This is a genomic window from Salinispora sp. CH2A1_6 (genome assembly GCF_056820975.1).
On sequence record NZ_JBXEDG010000010.1, the window covers coordinates 15187 to 42119 of the forward strand.

Consider the following 26933-nt stretch of genomic DNA (forward strand, 5'->3'; position numbering starts at 1 on the left):
CAAACGGTGGATGTCAGTGCCGGCGAACGCCGTCCACCGTGCCGAGTGCTTCCACGCAGGCGTTGACGACGGTGGGACAGCGGTCGGTGGTGAGCATGGTGGCGTGGATCCCTGGCAGGTGGATGGTCCGCGGCGCCGCGGACCGGCCCAGCAGCTTCCGCCACCCGGCCGCATACGGGCCGTAGGCGGTGTGCGAGGTACCGGAGGGGCGCTCGGGCGCGGCGTCGGTGCATTCGGCCGAGACCACGAACTGGGTACGCACCGTCGACTCGTCCGGCAGCGGGAGTGGGCGGTACTCGGCGAAGGCCGCCAGCATCTGGCCGCAGGCGCGCATCGGCAGGGCGTCGCCGAGGCTGACCTCGCCGGCCGAGTACCCGGCGTCTTCCAGCAGCCGGGTCAGTTCGGCCCGCAGCCGGTCGCCTTCCGGGTCGCCGGCGGGCAGCCGGAGGATGCGCTCCGCGAGGTCCGCGCCGCGCAGGTAGCTGTCCCGGGCCGGCCGGTGCAGGTCGATGGTCCGGGCCACCTCGGGCAGGGTGGGCTCGAGCAGGATCAGCTGGACCGGCTCGCCGAGCCGGTCCAGCTGCCGCGCCAGCTCGAAGGCGATGGTGCCGCCGAGGGACCAGCCGACCACGACGTACGGGCCCTCGGGCTGCACCAGTCGCAGGTCGGCCAGATACCCGGCGGCCATGTCCTCGATGGTCTCCGCGGGTGCCTCCCGCCCGTCCATGCCCAGCGGCTGGAACGCGTGCACCGGGTGCGCCGTGGGGAGGGCGCGCGCCAGGGGCAGGTACCAGGCGACGCCGCCGCCGCTTGGGTGCACGCAGAACACCGGACGTCCGTCGCCCCCGGCACGCAGGGTCACCACCGTCCGCGTCGTGCCGGTGTGCCCGGCGCCGAAGACGGTGTCCAGCACCGGGGCGTACGCATCGTCGCGGCTCCGCGCGATCGCGCGCATGGCCTGCCCACGGACGGTCGGTTGCTCGAAGACGTCCTTGGGCGAGATCTCCACCCCCGCCCGGCGGCAGGCGCCGGAGAGCTGGATGACGGAGATCGACGTACCGCCAAGGTCGAAGAAGTTGTCCTCGATCCCGACCCGGTCGGTGCCCAGGACCGTGGACCACACCTCGGCCAGCAGCTGCTCGCCGGGGGTGCGTGGCGCCTGGTACCGGTCCTCGAGTTCCGGTCGTCCGGACGTCGGGCCGGGCAGCGCCGGGTGGTTGACCTTGCCGTGCGGCGTGAGGGGGAAGGCGTCGAGCGCTACCCACTGGGTCGGCACCATGAACTCCGGCAGTTGCTCCGCGCAGAACCGGCGCAGCGCCGACACGGTGACCGGCGGGTGGTCCTCGGCCGGGATGAACCAGCCGACCAACTGCTCGTCGCGGGCCAGCACCACCGCTTGTGCCACCCCGGGGTGCTCGGCGATGCGGGCCTCGATCTCGCCCAGCTCGATCCGGTAGCCGCGCAGCTTGACCTGGTCGTCGACTCGTCCGACGAAGTCGAGGAGTCCATCGCCGCGCCACCGCACCAGGTCCCCGGTGCGGTACATCCGCGCGCCCGGCTCGCCGGCCGGATCGGGCAGGAATTTTTCGGCGGTGAGGGCGGGCCGGCCGAGGTAGCCGCGGGCGATGCCGTCGCCGCCGATGAAGAGTTCCCCGACGGCCCCGACCGGAACCGCCTCGAGCCACGCGTCGAGAACCTGGAGCCGGGTCTCGCCGAGCGGGCGGCCGAGCGGCAGTGGGCTGTCCCCCGCCAGCTCCCCGGCATCGCGCACCGGGTGCACCACCCGCCCGATCACCGTCTCGGTCGGCCCGTAGTGATTGATGACCTCGGCGTCCGGGCGCAGCTCCAGCAGCTGCTTCACCAGAGCCGGGTCCAACGTCTCGCCGCCGACGACCCAGCCGCGCGCCGCCGGTGGCAGCCCCTGGCCGGTCCAGTGCCCGACGAGGTGGCGCAGGTGCGACGGGGTGAGCCGGATGTAGTCGTACGCCAGTGGCCCGGACAGTTCCTCGGCCAGATCGGCCAAGGTCGCATCGGCTGGCATCAGGGTGACGCCGCGACCGGACACCAGCGGCTCGAAGAGGGCCGACATGGTCAGGTCGAAGCCGACCGACGAGTGCGCCAGGGTGCCGCGCCGTCCGGCAGTCGGGTAGTGCGCGGCCGCCCAGGAGAGGTAGCGCACGAACCCGATGTGCTCCACCGCGACGCCTTTCGGCTGCCCGGTCGACCCGGACGTGAAAATCGAGTAGGCCAGGCTGCGGGGGGCGACGGTCACCTCGGGGCGTTGGTCCGGCATCGCGGTGAGCCGGTCGGCCACCCGGTCCAGCGCCACCACCGGCACGTCGCCGAAGACCTCGGTCCCCGGTAGGCACCCGCCCTGCCCGGTGCGGGTCAGGACCAGCGCGGGGGAAACCGTGCTGGCGATTCGGGTCAGCCGGGCCATCGGGTAGCCCGGGTCCACCGGGATGACGTAGCCCCCTGCCTTGAGGACGGCGAGCATCGCGACCACGAGTTCCGGGCTCCGGTCCAGCAGGAGCAGCACCGGTGTCTCCGGGCCGACCGGCGGTGCCCCCAGCGCCCCGGTGTGCAGGGCGTGGGCCAGGCGGTTCGCCTGGGTGTCGAGGCCGGCGAAGGTGAGGCTGCTGTCGCCGGTGCGCAGTGCGGTCCGCCCCGGGGTCCGGTCGGCCTGCGCCTCGACGAGCTGGTGCACCGTACGGTCGTCGCCGACGTGCTGCTCGGAACGCCCCCACCGGGACGTGCGTACCGTGTCGCTTGCGGACGTGAGGGCCAGGCGGGTGACCGCGAGCTGCGGGGTACGGACGGCAGCGGCGAGCAGATTGGTCAGCGAGGTCACGAGCCGTTCGGCGGTGCTGGGCAGATAGAGGTCGTCGGCGTACTCGAGGACGCCCTCCAGTGTCGAGCCGTCGTCCACCACGGTCAGGACGAGGTCGAACTTGCAGGTCGTGACCGGTACGGGTACGGGTTCGAGGTCCACGTCGCCGGTGCTGCGGCCGGCCGGCTCCTGGCTGCTGAAGCTGTACATGATTCGGAGCAGTGGCCCGCTGCCGGCGCCGCGGTCGACAACCAGATGCTCGAACGGGAGCTCCTGGTGGGCCAGGGCGTCCGCGGTCCGGGCGTGGGTGCGGCGCAGCAGTTCGTGGAACGTCGGGGTGCCGGACAGGTCACCCCGCAGGACCACCGTGTTGACCAGGCAGCCGATCAGGTTGTCCAGCCGCGGGTCGCCGCGCCCGGACACGGTGCTGCCGATCACGACGTCGTCGCCGCCGGTGATCCGGTACAGCAGGGTCTGCAGTGCCGAGAGCACCACGGTGGACACCGTGGTACCGCACCGGCGGGCCAGCGCACGGATGTCCTGGATCTGCCGCGGTGCCAGCGCGAACTCCACCGCGCCGCCACCGCCGCCGGGCGTGGCCGGGCGCGGGAGGTCCCCGGCCACCTCGGTGGCGACGGCGCCGGTCAGCTCGGTGCGCCAGAAGTCCCGCTCCGCCGCGTACCGCCCGTGCTGCGCCGACTGGCGCTGCCAGAACGCGTAGTCGGCCTGCGCAAGGGCCGGCTCGCCGAGCGCGGGTTCACGGTGCCCGGTGTTGGCCGCGTACAGCTCGGTGAGCTCGCGCTGGATCAGGTCCATCGACCAGGCGTCAACCGCCACGTGGTGGGCGGTCAGCAGCAGGACGTGCTCCCGCTCATCGAGGCGCCACAGCACGGCGCGCAGCGGGTGCTCGGTCGCGAGGGCGAAACCGAGGGCGGCTTCGGCCAGCAGGAGCTGCGCGAGGGCCGTGCCCGGTGCGGCATCGCGTTCGTCGAGTGTCGCGCCGCATCCGGCGGGGTCCGCGACCTGGACCGGCCTCCCGTCCGGGCCGGGGTAGATCCGGGTGCGCAGCATCTCGTGGCGGTCGACCACCCGGTTCAGCGCGCGGCGCAGCGCCCCGCGGTCCAGCGGGCCGATCAGCCGCAGCGCCAGCGGCACGTTGTAGACGCTGTCGCCGGCAGTCACCTGATCCGCCAGCCAGATCGATTCCTGCATCGGCGACAGGGGCATCGGCTCATCCCGGGGCACCGGGGCCAGGCTGACGGCGTCGTCACCGGTGGACGCCTCGGCGGCGAGTTCCGTGGCGACGGCGGCGACGGTCGGGGCGGCCAGCAGCCGCCGCAGGGAGAAGCCGGCGCCGAATTCGTCGCGGATCCGGGCGAGGAGCCGGAAGGCGAGCAGCGAGTGGCCGCCGAGTGCGAAGAAGTCGTCGCTGACCGCCACCTCCGGCAGGCCGAGCACCTCGGCGAAAGCGGTGCAGAGGAAGCGCTCCCGGTCGTCCCGCGGCGGGCGGGCGGCGCTGCGTGTGCCGTAGTCCGGCGCGGGCAGCGCGGCGCGGTCGAGCTTGCCGTTCGGTGTCGTGGGGAAGTCCGGCACCGGCACGATCACCGCCGGGATCATGTAGTCGGGCAGCGTCCGGGAGAGCTCTGTGCGCAGCGCGTCGGGGTCGACCGGGCCGTCCGGGATCACGTACGCCACCAGTCGCAGGTCACCGGGCCGGTCCTCGCGGACGACCGCCGCGGCCCGGCGCACCGGACCGGCGGCGATCAGCGTCGTCTCGATCTCTCCGAGCTCGATCCGGAATCCGCGGAGCTTGACCTGGTGGTCGGTGCGGCCCAGGTACTCCAGGTCGCCTGCGGCGGACCAGCGGACCAGGTCGCCGGTGCGGTACATCCGGGTACCGGGCGGGCCGAACGGATCGGGCAGGAACCTCTCGGCCGTCAGACCGGGCCGGTTCCAGTACCCGCGGGCCAGCCCTTCGCCGGCGATGTGGAGTTCACCGAGGACCCCGATCGGGGCGGGGCGCAGGTTCGCGTCGAGGACGTACACCTGGGTGTTGTCGATGGGCCCGCCGATGGACCCGCGGCGGGTGCTGCCCTCGCTGGCCGGGCCGCTGGTAGACCAGATGGTGGTCTCCGTCGGTCCGTACATGTTGGTGACCTCGGCGCCGGCGTCGCGTAGCCGGCGGGCCAGTTCGGCGGGGAGCGCCTCGCCGCCGACCAGGACCCGAATTCCGGCCAGCGCCGGTCCGGACAGCTCCGGTACGAGGGCCTGCCACAGCGTCGGTGTGGCCTGGGCCAGGGTAACCCGGTGGCGGCCGGCGAGGTCGATCAGCGCCGCCGGGTTGCGGGCGGTGTCCGCGTCGGCGAGCACCACACCGGCGCCGGAGCGCAGCGGCAGGTACAGCTCCAGGGCGGCGATGTCGAACGAGGTGGTGGTGGTGGCCAGGACCCGGTCATCGGTGGTGAGGGGGAACCGTTCGGCCATGGCCGCCAGGAAGTTGTCGAGCGCGGCCCGGGTGATCACCACACCTTTTGGCCGGCCGGTCGAGCCCGATGTGTAGATCACGTACGCGGTGTGCCCGGCGGGGACGGCGGGCAGCTCCGCGGCGGAGTAACCGCCGGTGTCGGTCTCCTCGAGGACCACGAGCCCGGTGCTGTCGTCCGGGCCGAGTCGCCCGGCCGTGGCGGTGTCGGTCACCACCAGTACCGGGCGGGCGTCGGACAGCAGGTAGGCGATCCGCTCGAGTGGGAGGTCCGGGTCGATGGGCAGGTACGCGGCCCCGGCCTTGATGACGGCGAGCAGGGTGACGAGCAGATCGGCGGAGCGCGGGAGCAGCACGGCCACGAAGGTCTCGGCCCCCGCGCCCCGCTCCATCAGGAGCCGGGCCAGCCGGTTCGCCCGCTCGTCGAGCTCGCGGTAGCTGAGTGTCGTGTCCCCCTCGATCACGGCGACCGCACCGGGTGTGCGGCGGCACCACTGCTGGAAGCGTTCGCCAAACGACGCGGCGGGCAGCGGCCGGGCGGTGTCGTTCCACGTGCGCAGGACGGTGTGCAGCTCGTCCGCGTCCAGCAGGTCCACCTCGGACACCGGCCGGTCGGGCGCCCCGGTCAGCCCGGCGAGCAGGCTGAGGAACCGGCCGGCCAGTTGTTCCGCGGCCGCCGGGGTGAACAGGTCCGCGGCGGCCAGCAGGGTGACGGCGAGGCGATCGCCGTCGTCCAGGACGCTCAGGTCAAGGTCGCATTTGGCGAGGGCCACGTCGACCGGCTGCTCGGTGCCGGCGGCCTCGCCGAACGTCAGCGCCACGGCGGTCGGTTCGGTCCCGGCCATCGCCTGCACCAGCGGCTGGCTGCCCGCGATGCGGTCCCGGCGCAGCTCGCGCACGAGCCGGTCGAACGGGATCTGCGGGTGGGCGAAGTCGTTGCGCGAGCCGGCGACCGTACGGCACAGCACCTCGTCGAATCCGGGCCGGCCGGTCAGGTCCAGCCGGACCGGTACCACCCCGGCGAAGAGGCCGACCACCGATTCGAGGTCGGTACGCTCGCGACCGGCGACCGGTACGCCGACCGCGAGGTCGTCCTGGCCGGTGAGCCGGTGCAGGAACGTTCCGTACGCGGCGAGCAGCACGGTGAACGGTGTGGTGTCGTGGGCTGCGGCCAACCGGCGGACGGCCGCCGCGGTGGCGGCGGGCAGTTCCCGCCGGCTGCTGTGCGCGCGCCAGTCCCGGTCTGCCGGGCGCTGCCGGTCGCCGGGAATCTCCAGGTCGGGCAGCCCGGCGAGCCGCTGCCGCCAGTACCGGAGTTGGTCGTCCAGGGCACCGGCGGCGAGTCGCCCGTGCTGCCACGCGGCGACGTCACGGAAAGCCGGTGCCGCCACGCCCGCCGGGAGTTCGCCTGTGTAGGCCCGGGCCAGGTCGGCGAGCAGCAGGCCGCCCGACCAGCCATCCAGGACGAGGTGGTGGACGGTGACGAGCAGGACGTGCTGCCGGGTGGCGACCCGGTGGAGCCAGGCCCGCAGCAGCGGCCCGCGTTCCAGGTCGAAGGGCTGCTCGGCGGCGGTACGCAGCGCCTGCGGCAGATCGGCCTCGGTGAGGTCGATGACCGGCAGTGTGACCGGTGCCGCGGGGGCGGTCTGCTGGACTGGTTCGCCGTCCGGCCCGAGCCGGAACACGGTGTGTAGCGCCTCGTGCCGGGCCGTCACCGCGTCCAGCGCCGCGCGCAGCGCGTCCACGTCGAGCGGGCCGGTCAGCCGGACGGCGAGCGGCACGTTGTACAGCGGCGTCCCCGGCCGCAGCTGTTCGGAGAACCAGATGCCGGCCTGCCCCGGCGCCAGCGGCACGGGTCCCGGCGGCTGGACCGGTAGGCCGCCGCCGTGCGCCGCGCCCTGGCGCAGACGGGTGCCCGCGCGAGCGATCCGGGCCCGGACCGCCTCCAGGCGCGGGTCCGTCTCGGCGCGGGGCAGCTCTTCGATGGTCATGCTGTGCCTTCCTGCGTGTCGGAGACGAGGGCGCTCAGGACGGATTCGGCGACGGCGGCCACCGTCCGGGTGGCGTACAGCTGGGTCAGGGAGAACTCGATGTCGAAGCTCTCCCGGAGGCGGGCGACGAGCTGGGTCGCACGCAGGGAGTGCCCGCCCAGGTGGAAGAAGTCGTCGAACACCCCCGGCGGGTCCGTCTGCAGGACCGCGGCGAACAGCTCCGCGACGAGCTGCTCCAGGTCATTGCGGGGCTCCGTGCGGCTGGTCCCGCGCAGGCCGGTTCGCCGCGGATCGGGCAGGGCCTGCCGGTCCACCTTTCCCGCGGTGGTCAGCGGCAGCCGGTCGAGTGCGACGAACAGGGCCGGGATCATGTACGACGGGAGCGTCGCGGAGCAGAAGCGGCTCAGGGCGGCGGCGTCCAGGCGGTGCTCGGCGTCCGGCACCACGTAGCCGACCAGGACGCGTTCTGCGCCAGGCTCGGGTGCGAGATGGTCGACGACGGCCGCCGTCTCCACACCGGGCGCCACCGCGAGCCGGGCCGCGACCTCACCCGGCTCCACCCGGTGGCCACGGATCTGCACCTGGTCGTCGGCCCGACCCAGGAAGTCGAGGCGCCCGTCGGCCCGGGCCCGAACCAGATCGCCGCTGCGGTACATGCGTTCGCCGGGGACCACCGGGTCGGGCAGGAACCGCTCGGCGGTCAGCGCGGGCCGCCCGAGGTACCCGCGGCTGAGGCACCCGCCGATGTACAGCTCGCCGGTCGTGCCGGGTGGCACCGGCCGCAGGGCGTCGTCGAGCACGTGCACCCGCGCGCCGTACCGGGGGCCGCCGATACCGACGACCTCCGCCTGCGCCTCCGTCAGGGTGACGTCGACGGCGGTGGCGGTGATGGTCGCCTCGGTCGGGCCGTACGTGTTCACCAGCCGGCACCGCGGTGCCCACGCGAGCCAGCGTCGGGCGACGGCACCGGATACGGCCTCACCCCCGAGAACGAGCAGCCGGAGCAGGTCCGGCGGCGGCGCGTCACCGAGGCGGTTGACGACGGCGGACCAGTAGGCGGGCGGCAGTTCCGCGACGGTCACCGCCGTGCGGCGCAGCAGCTCCGGGAACTCCTCCGGCTGCCACAGCTCGTCCGGGCGCAGCACCACCGTGGCGCCCACCGTCAGTCCGGGCAGCAGTTGTTCGAGCGAGGCGTCGAACGAGTGGCTGGCGAACTGCAGGACGCGGTCGGCGGCGGTGAGCTCGTACGCCGCGGCCATCGCCCGGCAGTGCCGCGTCAGCATGCCGTGCAGCCCGATGACGGCCTTGGGGCGGCCGGACGTTCCCGAGGTGTAGATGAGGTACGCCGGCTGCTGGACGTCCACCGCGGGCAGCGGGCCCGGGCCGGCTTCCGGGCCGGTGACCGGGACCGGGACGACGCCGTTCGGCAGGGTCAGGCCGCCGTCCACGACGGCGAACCTGGTCCCGGAGTCGAGCAGGAGTGCGCAGCTGCGATCGGCCGGCAGGACCGGGTCGACCGGCAGGAAGGTGCCGCCGGCGCGGAGCACCGCCAGCAGGGCGACCACCGAGTCGACGCCACGCGGCAGGTGTACGGCCACCGGCTGCTCGGGCCGCACGCCGAGGGCGACCAGCCGCCGGGCCAGGTTCCCGGCCCGCTCGGTCAGTTCCGCGTAGGTGAGCCGGTCCGCGCCGCAGACCACGGCTGTGGCCGAGGGGGTGCGCGCCGCCTGCTCGGTGATCAGGTCATGGATCGGGCAGTCCGGTTCGTCCGCGGGTGTCCGCGTGTCCCACGGGAGAATCGCGGAACCGCCACCGTCCAGTTCGCTCACCCGGACGCCCGGGTGGGCGGCTGCCTGTTCGAGCACGGCCAGGAAGCGGGCGGCCAGTTGCTCGGCCGCAGCGGTGGTGAACAGGTCGGTGGCGTATTCGAGCGTCGCGCTCAACCCGCCGTCCGTGTCCAGTTCCAGGTCAGCGGTCAGGTCAGCGGAGGCGCTGAGCCGGGGGAGCGCGGCACCGCAGACAGTCAGGCCGGCGACGGCCACCGGCGTCCGGTCCACGTGCCGCACGTCGAACAGCACGGTGAACGGACTCTCGGCCGGCAGGTCACCCCGGCGGCGCAGCTCGCCCAGCAGTCCCTCCACCGAGCAGCCGGGGACCGCCCGGCCCGCTGCCGACCGGACCCGGCCCCGGGAGTACCGGTGGGTGTCCAGGTCGCCGGTGCGGACGGTCTCGATCAGGGACAGTATCGTCGGGTCCGCGGACAGGTCGACCGGGCGCGGGACGGTGTCGACGAAGAAGCCCGCGACGGTCTCGCCGTCCGCGTGCAGGCGGTCGGCCAGCGGCGTGCCGACACACGTGCGGGGGTTTCCGGTCCAGCGGGACAGCAGCGCGTGGAAGCAGGCCAGCAGAACCACGTTCGGGGTGGTCCGCGAGCTCGCCGCCAGGTGGCGCAGGGCCGCCGTGGTGCCGTCCGGGACGGTGACGGTGAGCGTGGCGCCGCGCCCGGTCCGCGCCGCCGCTGCGGGGACGTCAACTGGCAGCTGCGGTGCGACGGCGTTGGCGAGCCGGCGGCGCCACCAGTCGAGCCGCTCCGCGGCCGGCTCGGCCTCCTCGGCCACCCGGGCCAGCGTGAAGTCGCGGAATGACACTGGTTCGGGCAGGGTCGGGCCGTCCCCGCCGGCGGCCTCCCGATACAGGTGCAGCAATTCGTCGCGCAGGACGTCGAGTGACTGGCCGTCGGCGGCGACGTGTGCGACGGACAGCAGCAGCACATGCCGGTCGTCTCCGGTGCGGACCAGCAGGACCCGGGTCAGTGGCCCGGCAGCGAGGTCGAACGGGCGGGCGAGCTCGTCCTCCAGCCGGTCCGTCAGCGCGGCGGCCGGGTCGGCCGCGCTCCGGACGTCGGCGTACCGGGGGATGATCACGGCCGGGCGGCGCGATGTCCAGTGCGGACGGCCGTCCGCGCCGGCGACGATGCGGGCGCGCAGGGCCTCGTGCCGGGAGACCAGCCCGGTCAGCGCCTCGGTCAGGGCGGCCCGGTCCAGCGGGCCGTCCAGCGCGAGGGCCAGGGGACACGCGTGCGCGGCGGAGTCCGGCCGCAGCTGGTGTGCCGTCCACATCCGCTGCTGACCGGCGGTCAGGGCGAAGTCCGCGGGCGCCGAGCGCCGGGACGGGACCAGGCCGAGCGGTGCCAGCAGCCGCAGGGCACCAGACGGCGCGACGGCGAAGACGTCCACCCCGGCGTCGGCGTCGGCGGCCACCGCCGTCAGCCCGCGCGTCAGCGTCTCGCTCAGGGCCTCGATGCCGGCCGGGTCGAACAGCCCAGAGTCGTACTCCACAAACGCGGTCATCGCGCCGGCCTCGTCGGCGACGTCCAGCAGCAGGTCGAACTTGGCGGTCGCCCGGGGCACCGTGACCGGTTCGACCGAGATTCCCGGGAGGTCCAGGGTCTTGCCCACGGCATTCTGGTAGTTGAAGCCGACCTGGAACAGGGCGGTCCCGGTCGGGGTCCGCCGCGGGCTCACCCGGCGGACCACCTGGTCGAAGGGGACGTCCTGGTGGGCGTAGTTGTGCAGTGCGGTCCGGCGGGTGTCGGCCAGCAGCGCGGTGAACGAGCTGCCGGGCACGACGCGGACCCGCTGCACCACCGTGTTCACCAGGTAGCCGACGACGTCCTCGCTGCCGGGAACCGACCGGGTGGCGACCGGTGAGGTCACCGCCACGTCCGGGCTGCCGCTCCAGTCGCTCAGGGTGGCCTGCAGCGCCGCGAGCAGCACCATGTAGACCGACGAGCGGGACGTCCGGGCCAGCGCACGGATGCCGTCCGCCGTACTGGCCGGGATGACGAAGTGGATGGCGGCGCCCGCGCCGCGGTGATGCCGGTGGCGGGGCCGGTCGGTGGGCACGGCCAGGTGCCGCAGCCCGGCGAGCCCGTCCGCCCAATACCGCAGGTGCTTCTCGGCGTCGAGCCCGGCCAGACGTTCGTTCTCCTGCCGGACCAGGTCCGGATAGTCCAGTTCCGGTCCCGTCCAGGCTGCCCCCTCCTGGTACGCCGCGCCGAGGTTGCGCAGCAGGATGCCGGTGGACCAGTCGTCGAAGACGATGTGGTGGACGGTGAACACCAGGACCGCGTCGTCGGGACCGAGGCGCAGTAGCTGGGCCCGCGCGAGGGGTCCGTTCGCCAGGTCCAGCGGCTGCCAGCCGAACCCCGCGGCGGCGGTCCGGGCCGCCTCGACGGTGCCGCCGGGCAGGTCGACGACATCGAGGTCGAACAGGGCGTGCGGGTCGATCTCGTGCCAGGGCTCGCCGTTCTCGTCGACCGTGAACCGGGCGCGCAACGCGGCGTGCTGCCGGGCAAGTGTGTCCAGGGCGGTCCGCAGCCGCTGCTCGTCGAGCGGGCCGCGCAGGCGAACCGCCACCGGGACGTTGTAGGCGGGGGCCGCGTCCTCGAAGAGTTCGGCGAACCAGATGCGCTGCTGCCCGGCGGTCAGGGGCAGGCGGGCGGCCTGCGCGGTCTCCGGCGGCGCCACGTTCGGCGTGGTCATCGACTCACCTGCTCGGCGGGCGCGTGCCGGCACCACCACTGTCGGTTGCTGACGCCGGTCTTCGCCACCTGCGGGTTCTGGTGCCAGTCCGGGTCGGTGAGCTCGCGGCTGCGGTACGTGTACGGCTGATCGGGCAGAGCCGGTGCGGTGGGCGCCGCCTGCCGCAGCGCGGTGGCGGCGTCGAGGGCGGTCTTGGTCACGTCGTCCTCCTTGTGGGGGAAACGGGCGTGGAAGGTCAGCGGGCAGGGTCCTCGACCGCGGCGGCGAGACCGGCGACCGTGGGCTGTTCGAGCAGGTCGAAGTAGGTGAGCCGGACGCCGTGCGCGCGCTGGATCGCGTGCAGGGCGCGCGCGGCGAGCAACGAGTGCCCGCCCAGTTCGAAGAAGTCGTCGTCGGCGCCGATCGGGTCGACCTTCAGCAGCTCGGACCAGATCCCGGCGATGCTGGTCTCCAGGTCTCCCTGCGGTGCCCGGAAGGCGGCGGTGCAGGTGCGGCCCGCCACGGCGGGTCCGTGCAGCGCGGACCGGTCGACCTTCCCGGTCGGCCCCAGCGGCAGCTCGTCCAGGGCGGTGACCGTGTGCGGGATCTGGTAGGCCGGCAGCGTGTCGCGGAGCCGGTCCTGCACGTGCGCGACGAGGGCCGGTCCGGCCGGTGCGTCCGGGGCGGTGACCACGAAGGCCTGCAGCCGCGTGGTGCCGTCGTCGTCGGCCTGCGCGACGACCGCTGCCTTGCCGATCTCCGGCAGCCGGGTCAGGGCGGCTTCGACCGCGCCCGGTTCCACCCGGAACCCCTGGATTTTGACCTGCTGGTCGGCACGGCCGAGGAACGTGAGGGTGCCGTCCGGTTCCCAGCGGGCCAGGTCGCCGGTGCGGTACATGCGGACCATGGTCGCGTCCGGGCCGGGCAGGTTCCGGAACTTCTCGGCGGTCGCATCCGGGCGGCCCAGGTAGCCGCTGGCCAGGCCGTCGCCGAAGGCGTACAGCTCGCCGTCCTCGCCCACCGGGACCGGCTGGTGCCCGGCGTCCAGGAGCGCCACGCCGGTCCCGCTGACCGGCCGCCCGATGGGGACCGGCCCGTCGATGGTGGCCGGGCCGTGCACCGTCCAGCAGGTGGTGAAGGTGGTGTTCTCGGTCGGACCGTAGCCGTTGGTGAAGGTGAGGTGCGGGTGCGCCGCGAGTAGGCGACCGACGAAGTCGGGCGACAGGACGTCCCCACCGGCGAGCAGGTGCCGCAGGCCGCCGAGGGCGTCGAGCCGGGTGTCGACCATGTGGTGGAAGAAGCCGGCCGTCAGCCACAGCACGCTGACCTGCTCGTCCGCCAGGACCTCGGCGAGAGTGTCGGGGGTGGTTCGGCCGGCTGGGTGGATCGCCAGCCGGCCCCCGAGGGTCAGCGGGGTCCAGATCTCCAGCGTGGACGCGTCGAAGGCGACCGGCGCGAGTTGCAGGAACACGTCGTCCGCGGTGAACGACGCCCAGTCCGGCTGCTGCACCAGGCGGGCGATCGCGCGGTGCGGGACGCACACGCCCTTCGGCTCGCCCGTCGACCCCGAGGTGTAGCTGACGTATGCCCGGTCTTCCGGGGTGACCGGGGTGGCGGGCGCCGGGTCGGTGACCGGTTCGGCGAGGAGCCGGTCCAGGTCGGCTACGGGTGCACCGCATGCGCTGGCGGTGCCAGACAGGGACGGGTCGGCCAGCAGCAGCACCGGGTTCGCGTCCGCGACGAGGGCGGCGAGGGCGGCCGGCGGGGCGTCGTGGTCGAGGACGAGGTACGCGCCGCCGGCCTTGAGGATGGCCAGAAGTGCGACGATCAGCCGCGGGGACCGTTCGGCCAGCACCGCGACCACCCGATCCGGTCCGGCTCCGCGCGTGACCAGGTGTGCGGCGAGCGCGGTCGCGAAGGCGTCCAGTTCGGCGTACGTCAGCCGGTCCGCACCGCTGGACACCGCCACCGCGTCCGGGGTGCGGCGGGCCGCCTCCGCGACGAGATCGTGGATACACCGGGCGGGCGCCGGTGGGGCGGGGTGCCCGCTCCACGAGCGGATCGGTTCGGGCCAGGGGCTCGGGTCGGCGCTGCGCGGCTCAGCCGGACGAGCCGGCGACGTGATGGTCATACTGGGCTCCGATCGTTGTCGGGCGGGCCGGCGTCCAGCCAGCCGGTCAGTTCCTTGGGGGATCGGCGCCAGGGGTCGAACGCCTCGATGCGCCAGGTCGCCCCGGCGGCGGCCAGCAGGCCGGTGCGGTCGGCGGCCTGCCCGGTGCCGGGCCGGCTGCGGTCCAGGGCGACCACCTCGTACGGGCGGTCCGGGGACTGCGCGGGTGCCAGTTCGGCCAGGCGGGTCAGAATGGCCGTCAGCTCCGCCGGTTCCGGGCCGCGCAGGTGCCCCCGGTCGTCGCGGACCATGGGGGCGACCCCGTCGAACCGGGCGGCGCGGCGCAGCGCTCCGATCCGTGAGGCGGGCCAGGTGGCGGCACTCCAGACGGTGACGGCCGGGTGGCCGTGCCGGTCGGTGCTGCGAGGCGTCGGTAGGAAGGTGGCCCGGTCGACCCGGTAGTGCTCGCCGGTGTGGCTGAACTCGGTCCCGCGCCACAGGCCGGACAGCACGCGCAGCGCCTCATCGAGTTTCGCGGCCCGGGTCCGCAGCCCGGTGGGTTCGCCGAACGCCCCGAAGTCGAGGTCTGGTTCGGCGCCCAGTCCGGCCCCGAGCACCAACCGCCCGGCGGACAGGTGGTCGAGTGTCGTCGTCTCCCGGGCCACCTTCCACGGCCGGCGCCGGGCCAGGGGGGTCATCAACGGGCCGCTGCGCAGCCGGGTGGTGCGGGCGAGGATCGCGGTGACGACGGTCCACGCGTCGGCCATCGGGAGGCGCAGTTCGCGGGCGAACATCAGGTGGTCCCAGAGGAACAGTCCGTCCCAGCCGGACTCCTCCGCGCGGACCGCGACGTCGACCAGCCGCGCCGGGTCGGCGTAGTAGCCGGCGTTCGGGAGCAGGAGACCGTGCCGGACGCCCGGAGCGCTCACCGCGGTACCCGTTCGCCGGATCCGGCCGGGCGGGGGATCCGCCGGACGAGAGCGTTCGCCGAGCGGACGGCGCCTTCGAGGTGGCCGAAGAAGTACGGCGAATGTTCTGCACCCACCCGGTGCAGGGGACCGCCCGGGTCGGCGGGGGATCGGGCGTCGAGCCAGGCGCCGGGATGTGGCACCGCCGCGTAGCAGCCCTGGACCCACGGCTGCCGCTGCCAGTCCTGCGCGGTGACGTGCACGGGCGTCAGGGCCGGGGGCCCGAACCAGTCCGCCAGCCGGGCCGTGAGGCCTGCCCAGGTGATCCGGCCGGCGCGGTAGGCCCGGGCTTCCGCCCCGGTCAGGAATCCGACCAGAACACCGAGGCCGTCGCGCCCGTTGGAGTCGTCGACCAGGAAGCGCAGCGGTGCGCGGTCCGCGGTGACCCAGCCGCTGAGCCCACCGTCGCGCCAGAACGGCGTCCGGTAGACCAGGTGGATCTTCACCACCGACCCGCCGGTGGATGCCGGCACCGGCGACGCGGCCACGCCCGGGATCGCCACTTCGACGGCTCGTTCCGGTCCCGGTCCGATCGCTAGGACGACCCGGTCGCAGTCGGCGACGAAGCCGTCGGCCTCCACCCGGATCCCGCCGGTGGTGCCGCAGATGCGGCGGACCGGGCGACCGGTCCGCACCGGGCGGTCCAGCCGGGCGGCGAGCCGCTCGCTGAGTCCGGCGGCTCCCCCGGCCAGGCGGAACTCCTGGGCGCCGCCGGCGAAGGCGGTGAGAAAGTCGAGACCGCCGCCGGATTTGACGTAGAAGAGGAAGTGGAGCAGGGACACCTCATCCGGCTCCGAGGCCAGCATCTCCCGTACGATCTGCTCGATCAGCAACGTGGTTGCGGAGGTCATCCGCTCGGTGCTCAGCCACTCGTGCACGGTGATCCGGTCCTGCTGCGCCGCGTCCGGTGACGAGCCGGGGGAGTGGAGGTCGACGGCCTCGGTCAGCTCTTCGATACGGTCCAGGGCGAGGCCGAGGGCCAGCGCGTTGAAGGGCGCGTCGGCGTCGTCGTCCCGGTACCGGCGACCGGACAGGTCGAACAGTGCGGCGCCGGGGGCGACAGTACGTTGGAGCGGCACGCCCAGCCGGTCGGCCAGCTGCCGGACCTCGGTGTGCCGGTTCCCGAGGTAGGCACCGCCGCAGTCCAGTGCGAGTCCGAGCGGCGTCGCCTCCGTGCGGGTGCGTCCACCCAGCCGGTCGGATGCCTCCAGGACCTCGACGTCGTGCCCGTGCGCGGCGAGCGCCTCCGCGGCGCACAGACCGGACAGACCCGCCCCGACGACGACGACGCCGGTCCGGATTCGGGTACCGGTCACCGTGCTGTCCATAGCGGACGAATCTTGCTGTCGTTGCGGTATGCGTCAGCCAATGCCCGTAGGAAGGTGTGGAGCTCCTCCTCGTGCGAGGCGAGCGGGCCGGCCATATACCGCGGATCGGAGACGCCCCGCTGGGTGGACGAGCAGGCGTCCCAGTCCTGCTGATTGGTGGTCTTCCAGAAATCGATCGCATAGTCCGGCGTGAAACCGGTGCTGGTCAGCAGTTCTTCCGGGAAAAACCATTCGCAGATCACCCGGGTGCGATCCGGAGCGACCGGGTCGAGGCGGTGGGTGACCACGTAATCGTGCATCGCGGTGACGAAGAGACCGGGTAGCACCGCGTGGTAGCAGACCTGTCGTGCCCGGTTCTCGTCGAGCTCAGGGAAGGTCCACTCCGGGCCCTTTCCGTCGAGGGACATGCTCGCCGCGGAGTTCTTCAGATCAAGGGAACCGCCGAGCCACATCCCCGTGCTGGCGAATCCCTCGCCGTTAACGGTACGTTGGACCCTGCTGAGTTCGGGATGCGTACTGGGGCAGTGGTAGCACTCCAGGTAGTTCTCGACGAGGAGTTTCCAGTTGGCGTGGACGTCGTACACCTCGGTGCCGACCTGTGTGAGGGTGCCAAGGTGATAGGGCGCGAGGATGTCGGTGAGATTGCCGAGGGATTCGCCGAAGTCGTCTGCGTCCCCGGAGTGGTTGACGAACAGCCATCCGTTCCATTCGGCGGATCGGACCGGAAGCAGGTCCATGCCCTGCGGGTAGCGCTCGGCGGCGTCCTCGAACCGCGGCGCCCGGCGCAGGTCGCCGTCCAGGCCGTAGACCCAGGCGTGGTAGGCGCACCAGACCTGGGCGCGCCGGACCGTGCAGGCGGGGGCGACCAGCTCGTGCCCACGGTGGCGGCAGGCGTTGACGAAGACGTTCACCCCGTCGCCGGTGCCGACGATCAGGATGTTGCGCCCGGCCGACATGACGGCGGCCTGGGTGCCCTTCTCGGCGAACTCGGTGACCCGGCCGACCGGCAGCCAGCCCTGCCCGAATAATCGCTCCAGCTCCCAGGCGAACAGGACTTCCGACGTGTATGCGGGGCCAGGAAAAGAGCGTTCGTCCTGCGTCTCGGCTATTATCCGATCGATTGTGTCGGATCCAGTCAAATTGAATCCGACGCCATTTTTGGGCAGCGTTGAGCGCATATACCTCACCTTTATCGGGATGGGGCGACGGTCCGGGGAATGGCGCAGCGCTAAGCGCGCCGGGTCGGCTGGTCGCGCTTAGCTGCACGAAATGTCAACCATCGAATCGGTGACTACGCAAAACGTACTACTCGGGGTAGGGCGCAGATCTACCGAGTTCGTAAAGTTTGGCCCGCCGCCAGTGCATTGCGATTCCCTCCCCCTGGTGCGTGGCCGTGAGGTTGGGATGATTATTTACCACTGTGAGTCCGCCTTAAAGAGCATGTAATTCTCGTCATAATCCTTTATTAAGTCTTGACTGCAGGGTTCTGGCAAGGTAAAGATATGGCGGACGGGAGCGGATTTCCCGGATAATATATAGACGGATAGGAATATTCGGTGATCACCCCGGTGTCGGCGGGCCTCGCGTACCGGCCGGCACCGGGGCGGGGCGGCGGGCGCGTACCGTGGACGTCAATGCCCCGCGTGGCAGTGGCCCGGCTTGCGCCCGCCGTCGCCCAGCGGGGCGTGGACGCCGTCGCGGCACTGGCCGAGATGGGCTCGCCCTGCATCAGGCGTTGCGTCGTGCCGCCCTGGATGGCCTCGGCTGCCCGCCAGCGTGGTCATGGCGCTGGTGACCGGCAGGCTTTCGTCGCCCTTTCCCCGATCCCGGAGATCGACGCTCCGTTGACGAGATGGGTGTGAGCAGCATGATTGCCGTGCTTGTAGGCGGGCGGCAGCCGCTACCGCCAGTCGCTACCGCCAGTCGCATCGAGGCGTCTTGGCGAATTCGGGCTAGGCGGCAGACGGGGTGAGCAGGTACGGTGCACCGGTTGACCTTGAGCAGGAGGAACGGGGCGCGTGGGCTGCACCTTCTATGTGGACCTTCGAGGGGTTGTTGATCTGCTTAGTCACCATCCTTACGCCAGTCCTCGCGTGTATGTGCGGGAGTTGATGCGAAACGCGGCAGACGCGATTACCGCACGTCGCCTGGGTGAGGTGTGGTGTGAGCCGTCCGGTATCACCGGAGATGACACGCCAAGGGTCCATGACAGTGGGATCGGACTCACCGAATCGCAGGTCCACGCGCTGCTGGCGACGATCGGGCGCAGCGCTAAACGCGACGATCTGAATTCTGCCCGGCACGTGTACGTGGGGTCGCGTTCGTGCTTCCGATACCGGCGAATCCGGCGTCACGCGTGGCGCACCGGGTCTATCTGAAGCAGATGCTGCTGTCAGAGCGCGTCGAGGGCCGGTTACCGGACTGGGCGTTCGCTGGCGAGGGCGGCTGCTGCGGCAAGCCGGACGTGCTGCCGACGCCGAACGGATCGCCCGCGAAGTCCTGGCCGGCCAACCCGATGAACACAACCGGGAAGCGGCGGTGGGGGGTCGTCTCCGCGCTACTGCAGCAAGGCCAGCAAGCGACGACGGACCAGTTCATGGAAGATCACGATCTCGACGAATGTGGCCTAGCTGGCTACGACGACACAAACCAGGCACCGTGCGGAAGCGAGTGGCAATGACCGAGGACTTCTACTGCGACGAGGCGCTCAGCGGCCGAACCAAAGTGACCGTGGTGGCAGAGACCGATCAGGTCCTTGCCTTCGAGCACACCAGGCCCTTCTGGCCGGTGCACATCGTCGTGGTGCCGAAGCGGCACGTGCCGTCTCTGGTTGACCTGGGCGATGCGAGCACGGATATCTTGCAGCGCGTTCTCGAGGTGGTTCGCCAGGTCGCCGGCCGGGTTGAGCGGGAGCAGGGTGCGTGCCGGGTACTGACCAACCTCGGCCGGTATCAAGACTCCAAACACCTGCACTTTCACGTCTGCAGTGGACTGCCTTTCCGCCCCGACACCACATAGGGAGAGCGGGTGCTCTGCATCTGTCCTCGCAAGGGGCCGCGAGCACCGGGAAGTGCTGTGGTGGTGGGTGGAACAGTCACCGTCGACGACTGATTCGCGAGGTTCACCTGGTGCCCGTACACATCAGGGATTGTTCGTTCCAGTATCGGGCAGATGTTCCTGTGATCCGTGACCTGACCATCGAGTTTCAGCCCGGTGCGACGGTGTTGCTCGGTCCTAACGGCGCCGGTAAGTCCACGCTGCTGTCGCTGATCGTGGGGCTGCTGCGGCCAGATGCCGGCACCGTACGGATGGGTCGGCTGGTCAGTCACGCCCGGCGTACCCGGTCCCGATACCGTCGTTCGGTCGGTTGGTTACCGCAGCGCGTCGGGGCGATGCCGGGTTTGCAGGTGCGGGAGCAGGTCGCCTATGCGGGCTGGCTGAAGGGGCTCAACCGCCGGGATGCCTGGGCCAACGCGGCGCAGGCGTTGGGTCGGGTTGGCCTGCGGGAGCTGGCGGGCCGACCCAGTAAGACGCTCTCCGGCGGTCAGCTCCGCCGGGTCGGGATCGCGCAGACCCTGGTCCACGACGCGAAACTGATCGTGATGGACGAGCCCTCGGCTGGGTTGGACCCGCCGCAGCGGCGGGTGCTGCGGGAGGTGCTCAACGACGTTGCCGGCGATGTCGACCTGCTGGTGTCGACGCATCAGACCGAAGACATCAGTGATATTTACCAGCAGGTGACGGTGCTGGATCACGGCGTGGTGCGGTTCCACAGTGGGGTGTCGGAGTTTGTGGCGCTGGCGCAGCCGAACGTCGAGCTGTCTCGACGGGCCGAGGACGCCTACGCGCAGTTGATCGGTGCGGAGGTATGAACGAGCGGAGCGCGGGCAGCTGGCGGACAATTTACCCCTGGCGCGCTCGTGCGGAGACCTACGTGATCGGGACGATGCTTGCCCTGGTGCTGCTCCAGGGAACGGCAGTGGCCGACACGGTCATGTCCGGGTACTGGATGGGCGCGGTGGCCAAGGCCAACCTGGTGTGGGTGGCGTTGGCAGCCGGGGTGCCGGCATCGACGTTGGACTCGGCTGCCTCGCCGGAGCTGATCGACCTGGCGGTCCGGGTATGTCAACAACTCGGCAACGAGCAGCAGCTCGCCTGGTACCGCGCCAACCGCGCGCCGATTGGCGACTGTACGACCCAGCCGCGACTTGACCCCGCTTTCTTCGCATCGGAGCAGGCGCGGTGATCTGGTGGTGGCGGACCCGCGCGTTGACCGCGGTGACGGTCGCGTTCGCTGGGAGCCTCGCCGCCGCGATCGTGATCGGCGGTGAGGTGCTGCCGCTGCCCAGTCTGGCCGGGGCGTTGCTCGTGCCGATCGTGTTCGCGCTGTTGCTGCCGCTCGTCCCGATCGTCTTCCTCTGGCATGGCATCGACCGCAGCGGCGGTGACCTGGACGCCACCGCAGTCCGCCTGGTAGCTGCTCGGGATCTGGGTGTCGCCGCGACGATCGTGCTGGTGACCGCGATTCTGGTCGGCGTCACCTCGGCGACCGGCTCGTGGCAGCTCGGCCCCGGATACCTGCGTAACCTCATCGGTTTCCTCGGGCTAGCCCAGCTGGTCACCCCGATCATCGGCACCCGACTCGCGGCGCTGGCCCCAGTCGGCGCGGTGATCGTCGCTGCGTTCTTCGGCACCGGCCACGGTGGCCTGGTGTACTGGTGGGCGTGGCCGGTCGCCGACACCCACTCCACACGTGCCTTCGCCGAAGCGGCACTGCTGCTGGGGATCGGTGTGGTGGTAACGGTGTGGCGGTTCAACCGAAGCGGGCCTACCCGGCTGGGCCGATGGCGAGTAGCCCGATAGCCGGCCCAGCTGCGCTGATCCAAAGGCATGCCCCGGAGTCTGTCAGCGGGGCATGGTGGTGTACTCGGCGACCAGGTACGACCGGTAGGTGATCACCGCGGGGATCGTCACGTCTCCAGCGCCACCGCACCGGCAGCCACCGCCAGGACCACCCCGCCGGCCACCAGTACGAGACGACGTCGTAGCACCGCGCGCCTGGCCGGGGGAGCGGCGCGGTCGAAGGCGAGGATGCGCGCCAGGTCCGCGCGACGCTCCGCATCCTCGGGCCGACTGTCCCACGCAGGAACGAAGCCGCCCAACGTCAGACGAACCTCATCTACAGCCTTCACCCTCGTCGTCCCCCATTCGACATCGACGGCGTGGCCCGTGGCGCCGGCCCTGCCTCAGCCGTGAACGGGCAGGCCGGGGCACCCGGGCGGGCGGCCGTGCGTCGTCCTGCCGGGGCCAGCCGGTGCTGTGCCGCCCGCTGTCGAGTTGCCCTCATGGATGGGGCGCAGGAATACCCATCGCCCGCCCAGCAGCCCGCCGTTGCCTGGCCTACGCCGAAGGACTGCGCTGGCCGCCCCTGGTCACCGCCGAAAGGACTGCGTGGGCCGCCCCTGGTCACCGCCGAAGGACCGCGTCGGCCGTGTTTGTGCCGGCGGAGCCGGTGCGTCCAAGTTGGTCGACTCGCGGCGGCGCACCCGCCTCGATCAACACCTCGTTCTACTCCGGCTGATGGCACCTGCTCGCGACGGCCCGAGTGGCGCCTTGGTGTCGGTCCCGCCGGTGGGCAGCTCGACAGCAAACGTAACGCTGGCACCCTAGCGCCATCAGCATTGACACCCGTTAGCACCAACCGATGCTGCTTCGGTGTGCCCCTCCTCATCCGCGTCGCCGTCAAATCCGTGCCCGCCGACGCGCCAACCTTTTCGGGACATCGCCAGCCACCATCTCGGGGGCGCCCCGGGTCCGCAACATCAACCTCTGTCCCTGAAAAATCGGCGATACCATCGCGGCAGCCCTGGTCATCCTCCAGGCCGACCACCAACAAGCCACCTGACCACCCAACGTTACGACCCGTTACCCGGAAAAGGCTCACTCACTGTGGAGCACCGCGGCGATCGGGAGTCTGCCGGCCCTCCTGGCCGGCAGGGCAGCGCCCAGGACCGCGATCGTCACGCCCACGAGCACCACCAGGGACAGACCGCCGACCGTCCAGACGTTGGTGATTCGGGCCGGTAGGTCGCGCTCCGCGGCCTCGGCCATCAGCGGTAGGACCAGGCGGTGCGCACCCACCCCGAGCGGGATGCCCAGGCAACCCGCCGCCAAGCCCAGGGTGGCCATGGAGGTCACCATCATCGTCATCACCTGACCTGGCGTCATCCCGATTGCCTTCAGCATGCCGAGATCCCGGCGACGTTCTCGCGTGTTCAGCAGGACGGTGTTGAAGACGCTCAGCGCGACGACCAAGCCGATGATTGAGGCGAAGGCGATAGAAATGATCGTGACCGACGCGGTGAAGGAGTTACCCAGGCCGGAGTCGGCTGACCAGGCCGACAGGCCTGGATCTGCCTGGCGAACCGCGGCCAGGTAGGTGGCGACCGGCGTGTCGGAGGCGAGTCGGATGTAGTAGAGGACCTCGTGACTCACCACTCGGTGGTCGGGTGTGAGGCGGGTGCGGAGCTGCCAGTCGGCGAAGATGGTGTCGCGGTCAAAGGCGCCCTCGATCGTCTTGCCCACGATTGTCACCGGCTCGTTGCCACCGGCATAGGCCAGCTCCAGCCGGTCACCTACCTGGGCGCCCAGGTGGTGGAGCGCGGCCGAGGAGGCGACCACCTCATTCGTCGCGGTCATCCACCTGCCCTCGACGAGCTGGTCCTGATGGCCGAGGGTGGCCGAGTCGCCGCGCAGGAAACTCACCAGGACCGGGTCGCGGTGGCCGAGGGCGGTGAGTTGCATGGGCAGCTCAGCGGTGACGTGGGAGGTTCCGGGCAGTCCGCGTAGCAGCGACTCCACCTGCGGGTCGGTGCGGTCGGTGGGGGGATTGCCCAGGGACGGGTTGTTCGGGCGCACCTGCACCTGCACGGCGTCGGCGCGGTCCACGGCCTGGCCGTAGCGGACCAGCGACGCGGCCAAACCGCCAGCGAACGTCACGCTGGTGACGCCGAGTAGCAGCGCCGCCATGGTCAGGCCGGTCCGTCCGGGACGGCTGAAGGGTAGCCCCAGACCCAGGCTGACGGCCCGGGGCAGCCGAATCCCGGAGAGCGCGCGCTGCACCCACAGGCCGCGCTCTGTCCTCGGTGCGGCACTGGCGCTGATCGCCTCGGCGGCGGACAACCGACGGGCGCGGGACGCGGGAACGAGAGCGGTCAGTATAACCAGCGCCGGGACGCCGAGGAGCCCGGTGAGTGGCACCCACGTGCCGGTCTCGAGCTGACCGCCGAAGCCAAGCCCCTGAAACGCGATGCCGATCAGGGGACGGGTAGCGACCGCGCCCAGTGTAGCCCCGGCAACGGCACCGGCCGTCGCCGGCACCGTCACCATGACGAGGTAGACGGACACCACCTGACGCGGTGTGAAGCCGAGCGCCTTCAGCACGCCGATGTGCCGGAATCCGGAGACGACCGCGCCGCTGATGACGTTCGCCACGATCAGGACGGCGACGATCAGGCCGAGCACTCCGAAGACGATCAGAAACGGCAGGATCGTGCCAGGGCCGGCGGCGACGGCTTCCTTCTGGGTCAGGTAGGAGCTGGCCGCGAGCAGGCCATCACGTGGCAGGCTGGCTGTCGCCACCTCCACCTGCGCGGTGGTCGCGGCGTCGCGGAAGCGGTAGAGCACCTGGGCGGTGGTCGGCCCAAGCTGGGCCATCGTGGCGGGAGAAACCCAAGCGTCGGCGGTGTGGGACACGCTGTAGGCGACACCGACGATGGTCAGCTGCGGCCGGCCCGGCGTGATGATCATCTTCCCGATGACGTCCTGGGTGAAGCTGTCCGCCGCGCTCAGTGACGGCGGCGGCACCATGTTCACCACGATCTCGTCCGGGTCGGTGGCCCACCGCCCGGCCCAGAGGTCTACCCGGTCCACCGGTCCGGCGGGGTCGGCGCGGCCGACGACGGTGAGCGGTCCGGTTGCCCAGACCGGCCCGCCGTCCGCCGGAACCTCCAAGACGAGTTGTCCGAACGGGCCGGCGACCGCCTCGGTGTCGGTGGCGTCCGTGGGCGGTGCCGGGGTCGAGTAGGTGGCGATGACGTGCGGGCCGCGCTGCGCGGCGAAGGCCCGCTCGAAGGGGCCGCTCGACAGGTCCAGCAGCCCCGCCGCCAGTATGACCGTCGCGCTTGCGCAGAGCGCCACCAGCGCGATCACCGAGGTCTGGAATCTCCGTCGCCGTACCGCCGCCCGGGAGGCTCGCCATACCGCGCTCATGCCGTCCGCTCCAGTGCCCGCTCGCCGACGATCCGGCCGTCGGCCAACTCCACCACCCGACTCGCGCAACGTTCGGCGACCGCCGGGTCGTGGGTGACCAGCAGCAGCGTTTGGCCGATCTGGTTGAGGTCGAGCAACAGGTCCATCACCTGCTCGCCGGTACGGCTGTCGAGCGCTCCGGTCGGCTCGTCGGCCAGCAGCAGCGCCGGGCGGTTCATCAGCGCGCGGGCCACGGCGACCCGCTGCCGTTCCCCGCCGCTGAGCGTCGCCGGGTAGGCGTTGCGGCGATCGGCGATGCCGAGCTCCTCGAAGAGCTCCAGCGCCCGCCGCCGCGCCTGCCCGGCCCGTACGCCCATCAGCTGGGCGGCCAGCGCCACGTTGTCCAGCGCGGGCAGGTCGTCGAGCAGGTTGAAGAACTGGAAGACGAAGCCGATGCGGCGTCGCCGGAACAGGGCCAGCCCGGCCTCGCTGAGTTCGCCGAGGTCCTCGTCGTGCACCTCGACCCGCCCGGCGCTCGGCCGGTCCAGCCCCGCGATCACGTTCAGCAGCGTCGACTTACCGCAGCCCGACGGCCCCATGATGGCGACCGCTTCCCCCGACCCGACCCGGAGTGAGACACCGTCCAGGGCCGTCGCGTCGCCGTACTCTTTGCGCACCTCATCCAGGCGCAGCACCGTTGTCATGGCCCGAGGCTAGGTCGGCTTCCAGGTCGGAATCGTCCCCGCCGGGATGTAACTCGGCGCCGGGTGTCATCCTGCCGATGTACGCCACCACCACCAGGGACCGATGCGTGCACGCGCCCGATCTGAGATTGTGGCCCGGTGATTCCCTTGGCCGCCGCGCTGGCGGCAGCAGGTTTGGCAGCTGGAGCCGCCGTGGCGTTCGGGATCGCCGCGGCCCGTGCGCGACACCGGCACCGCCGGGTCTTGGCGGAGCGGGGGTGGCTGTTGGAACGGGAGCGCCAGGCTGCCGCCGCTGCCGCGGTTGACGCCGAGCGGGCCCGCATCGCCCGGGACCTGCACGACATCGTGAGTCACCACGTCAGCGTGATGGTGGTGCAGACCGGTGCCGCCCGGGAGGTGCTGGCCGCCGCCGGAGAGTCGGTCCCAACCGAGGCCGCCGAGGCGCTGGCCGCCGTCGAGGGGGCCGGTCGTGATGCGCTGACGGAGCTACGGCACCTGCTGGGACTGCTCGCCCCCGCCGCCGACGGCCGGGAAGCCACCGAGACGCCCGACGAGTACGCGCCGCAGCCGAGCCTGAGCCAGCTGAGTCAGCTGGTCGATCGAATCGCCTTCGCGGGCCTGCCGGTCGACGTACGCGTCAGTGGCGAGCCGCATCCCCTACCGACCGGAATCGACGTGACGGCGTACCGCATCATCCAGGAGGCGCTGACCAACGTGCTCAAGCACGGCGAAGCCGACCGGGCCGAGGTCGAGGTCCGGTACGCGCACCGGTACCTGCGCGTCGAGGTCCTCAATCCGGGGCCGAGCGTCCTGTCCGGCCTGCCCGCGGCAAGGCAACCGGCCGATGGCGCCGGCCGCGGCCTGCGCGGCCTGCGCCAGCGGATCGCGGTCTACGGTGGCGACCTCGACGCCCGGCGTCGTCTCGGCGGCGGCTACCGGGTTCGCGCCCGCATCCCCCTGGACCCGGCGTGACCGGGCCACGGGTTCTCATCGCTGACGATCAGCTGCTGGTCCGCACCGGATTCCGGCTGATCCTCAAGGCGCGCGGGGTGGAGGTGGTCGGTGAGGCCGCCGATGGCGTTGAGGCCGTCACCGCGGCGAGACGGCTCCACCCTGATGTGGTTCTCATGGACATCCGGATGCCGAACCTCGACGGTCTCGCCGCCACCCGGCAGGTCATGGCGTTGCTACCGCGGTGCCGGGTCATCATGCTCACCACATTCGACCTCGATCGATACGTCTACGCGGCGCTCGCCGCGGGTGCCAGCGGCTTCCTCCTCAAGGACGTGACCCCCGAGCACCTGGCCAACGCGGTACGCCTCGTCACCACCGGCGATGCCCTGCTCGCCCCCGCGATCACTCGCCGCCTGGTGGAGCGGTTCACCACCGAGTCCGCCCCGGTGTCACCGCACCACGACCTCAGCCCGCTTACCCCGCGTGAGCTCGAGGTATTGACCCTGCTCGGTGCCGGACTGTCCAATGCCGAACTCGCCCAGCGGCTCACGCTCAGCGCGGCGACCGTCAAGACGCACATAGCGCGCATCTTCGCCAAGCTTCACCTGCGGGACCGGGCCCAGGCGGTCGTCCTGGCGTATGAGACCGGTCTCGTACGCCCTGGCGGCCCGTCCCGTCCGCCGACGGCCGATGACATCACCGGGGTGCACCAAACGCTATGGCGTACCACCCAGCACCGGCGCACGGCGGGCGGCGACGGTGATGACGATCAAGCCGATCAATGAGGCGAAGG

Annotated in this window: 17 protein-coding genes and 2 pseudogenes; 9 read left to right on the forward strand and 10 right to left on the reverse strand. The window is 71.7% G+C overall.

The genetic code is table 11. The annotated features are described in order from the left end of the window. Positions 1–13 precede the first annotated feature (13 nt). Genes AC1UKG_RS13650 through AC1UKG_RS13680 form a run of 7 tightly spaced genes read right to left on the reverse strand, consistent with a single transcriptional unit; the run spans position 14 to position 17344 of the window. Complete coding sequence (locus tag AC1UKG_RS13650) at positions 14–7303, reverse strand: amino acid adenylation domain-containing protein (protein ID WP_482642183.1); 7290 nt, start codon at positions 7301–7303, stop codon at positions 14–16. Further along, on the reverse strand, positions 7300–11847 hold the full coding sequence (locus tag AC1UKG_RS13655; protein WP_482642182.1) for an amino acid adenylation domain-containing protein: 4548 nt from the start codon (positions 11845–11847) through the stop codon (positions 7300–7302). The genes AC1UKG_RS13650 and AC1UKG_RS13655 overlap by 4 nt, the downstream gene beginning before the upstream one ends. Then, positions 11844–12047, reverse strand: a complete 204-nt coding sequence (locus AC1UKG_RS13660; protein ID WP_482642181.1) for a hypothetical protein — start codon at positions 12045–12047, stop codon at positions 11844–11846. The genes AC1UKG_RS13655 and AC1UKG_RS13660 overlap by 4 nt, the downstream gene beginning before the upstream one ends. A 35-nt stretch (positions 12048–12082) precedes the next feature. Then, a complete protein-coding gene (locus tag AC1UKG_RS13665; RefSeq protein ID WP_482642180.1) occupies positions 12083–13957 on the reverse strand; it encodes an amino acid adenylation domain-containing protein in 1875 nt (624 codons plus the stop codon). Continuing rightward, the gene (locus AC1UKG_RS13670) at positions 13954–14865 is read right to left on the reverse strand and encodes an LLM class flavin-dependent oxidoreductase (protein ID WP_482642179.1); all 912 of its coding nucleotides are present in this window, start codon (positions 14863–14865) and stop codon (positions 13954–13956) included. The genes AC1UKG_RS13665 and AC1UKG_RS13670 overlap by 4 nt, the downstream gene beginning before the upstream one ends. Beyond that, complete coding sequence (locus AC1UKG_RS13675; protein WP_026271692.1) at positions 14862–16220, reverse strand: FAD-dependent oxidoreductase; 1359 nt, start codon at positions 16218–16220, stop codon at positions 14862–14864. The genes AC1UKG_RS13670 and AC1UKG_RS13675 overlap by 4 nt, the downstream gene beginning before the upstream one ends. Next, on the reverse strand, positions 16217–17344 hold the full coding sequence (locus tag AC1UKG_RS13680; RefSeq protein ID WP_482642192.1) for an aromatic ring-hydroxylating oxygenase subunit alpha: 1128 nt from the start codon (positions 17342–17344) through the stop codon (positions 16217–16219). The genes AC1UKG_RS13675 and AC1UKG_RS13680 overlap by 4 nt, the downstream gene beginning before the upstream one ends. Positions 17345–17866: 522 nt before the next feature. On the opposite strand from AC1UKG_RS13680, the gene AC1UKG_RS13685 reads away from it, so the two are divergent. The 7 genes and pseudogenes from AC1UKG_RS13685 (at position 17867) to AC1UKG_RS13715 (ending at position 21095) form a co-directional block, all read left to right on the forward strand. Further along, positions 17867–18094, forward strand: a complete 228-nt coding sequence (locus AC1UKG_RS13685; protein WP_482642178.1) for a hypothetical protein — start codon at positions 17867–17869, stop codon at positions 18092–18094. Between the two features lie 156 nt (positions 18095–18250). Continuing rightward, a pseudogene (locus AC1UKG_RS13690) lies at positions 18251–18589 on the forward strand (HSP90 family protein); the annotation flags it as partial. Beyond that, positions 18589–18912 carry a hypothetical protein gene (locus AC1UKG_RS13695; RefSeq protein ID WP_482642177.1) on the forward strand — a complete coding sequence of 108 codons (324 nt, stop codon included), beginning with the start codon at positions 18589–18591 and terminating at the stop codon, positions 18910–18912. The pseudogene AC1UKG_RS13690 and the gene AC1UKG_RS13695, both read left to right, overlap by 1 nt. After that, on the forward strand, positions 18909–19250 hold the full coding sequence (locus AC1UKG_RS13700; protein WP_018744943.1) for an HIT domain-containing protein: 342 nt from the start codon (positions 18909–18911) through the stop codon (positions 19248–19250). The genes AC1UKG_RS13695 and AC1UKG_RS13700 overlap by 4 nt, the downstream gene beginning before the upstream one ends. Positions 19251–19411: 161 nt before the next feature. Continuing rightward, the gene (locus AC1UKG_RS13705; protein WP_018815191.1) at positions 19412–20104 is read left to right on the forward strand and encodes an ATP-binding cassette domain-containing protein; all 693 of its coding nucleotides are present in this window, start codon (positions 19412–19414) and stop codon (positions 20102–20104) included. Then, complete coding sequence (locus tag AC1UKG_RS13710; RefSeq protein ID WP_026271690.1) at positions 20101–20478, forward strand: DUF7224 domain-containing protein; 378 nt, start codon at positions 20101–20103, stop codon at positions 20476–20478. Before AC1UKG_RS13705 ends, AC1UKG_RS13710 begins: the two co-directional genes overlap by 4 nt. Then, the gene (locus AC1UKG_RS13715; protein ID WP_482642176.1) at positions 20475–21095 is read left to right on the forward strand and encodes a hypothetical protein; all 621 of its coding nucleotides are present in this window, start codon (positions 20475–20477) and stop codon (positions 21093–21095) included. The genes AC1UKG_RS13710 and AC1UKG_RS13715 overlap by 4 nt, the downstream gene beginning before the upstream one ends. A 107-nt stretch (positions 21096–21202) precedes the next feature. On the opposite strand, the gene AC1UKG_RS13720 is transcribed toward AC1UKG_RS13715, so the two are convergent. The 3 genes from AC1UKG_RS13720 to AC1UKG_RS13730 form a co-directional block, all read right to left on the reverse strand. Next, the gene (locus AC1UKG_RS13720; RefSeq protein WP_482642175.1) at positions 21203–21424 is read right to left on the reverse strand and encodes a hypothetical protein; all 222 of its coding nucleotides are present in this window, start codon (positions 21422–21424) and stop codon (positions 21203–21205) included. A gap of 748 nt (positions 21425–22172) precedes the next feature. Then, positions 22173–24503 carry an ABC transporter permease gene (locus AC1UKG_RS13725; RefSeq protein WP_482642174.1) on the reverse strand — a complete coding sequence of 777 codons (2331 nt, stop codon included), beginning with the start codon at positions 24501–24503 and terminating at the stop codon, positions 22173–22175. Next, positions 24500–25186 carry an ABC transporter ATP-binding protein gene (locus AC1UKG_RS13730; protein ID WP_018732439.1) on the reverse strand — a complete coding sequence of 229 codons (687 nt, stop codon included), beginning with the start codon at positions 25184–25186 and terminating at the stop codon, positions 24500–24502. Before AC1UKG_RS13730 ends, AC1UKG_RS13725 begins: the two co-directional genes overlap by 4 nt. 138 nt (positions 25187–25324) lie before the next feature. Here AC1UKG_RS13730 and AC1UKG_RS13735 point away from each other — a divergent pair, with 138 nt between their 5' ends. Both AC1UKG_RS13735 and AC1UKG_RS13740 read left to right on the forward strand, forming a co-directional pair. Beyond that, on the forward strand, positions 25325–26158 hold the full coding sequence (locus AC1UKG_RS13735; RefSeq protein ID WP_018744937.1) for a sensor histidine kinase: 834 nt from the start codon (positions 25325–25327) through the stop codon (positions 26156–26158). Continuing rightward, a pseudogene (locus tag AC1UKG_RS13740) lies at positions 26155–26817 on the forward strand (response regulator transcription factor); the annotation flags it as partial. The gene AC1UKG_RS13735 and the pseudogene AC1UKG_RS13740, both read left to right, overlap by 4 nt. Between the last annotated feature and the right edge of the window lie 116 nt (positions 26818–26933).